Here is a 373-nt window from a genome sequence, read left to right as displayed (position 1 = left end):
AACAAGGTAGCCGTATCGGAAGGTGCGGCTGGATCACCTCCTTTCTAAGGAAAATGCCCATGTGGCATTGCCCATCGTTCAGTTTTGAGAGACCAAAACCTCTCTAAGAGGGCCTATAGCTCAGCCGGTTAGAGCGCACGCCTGATAAGCGTGAGGTCGGTGGTTCGAGTCCACTTAGGCCCACCATTTTTATGAAAAATTCTAATACGGGGCCTTAGCTCAGCTGGGAGAGCGCCTGCCTTGCACGCAGGAGGTCAGCGGTTCGATCCCGCTAGGCTCCACTTTTGTTCCTTGAAAACTGAAGATTCATCAAGACATCAAAAACCAATTTCACATATGGTCCATAATGGACCGTGTGTCTTAGACGCTAGAT

2 tRNA genes are annotated in these 373 nt (G+C 49.9%); both read left to right on the top strand.

Annotated elements, in window-relative coordinates:
• Window positions 1-109 precede the first annotated feature (109 nt).
• Window positions 110-186: transfer RNA gene (locus tag KNO70_RS16050), tRNA-Ile, on the top strand.
• Between the two features lie 22 nt (window positions 187-208).
• A tRNA-Ala gene (locus tag KNO70_RS16045) sits at window positions 209-281 on the top strand.
• Window positions 282-373: the final 92 nt, after the last annotated feature.

This window comes from Exiguobacterium sp. s181 (assembly GCF_018617125.1).
GTDB lineage: Bacteria > Bacillota > Bacilli > Exiguobacteriales > Exiguobacteriaceae > Exiguobacterium > Exiguobacterium profundum.
The sequence above is the reverse complement of the archived record's forward strand: the minus strand, read 5'-3'. Positions and strand labels throughout refer to the sequence as shown.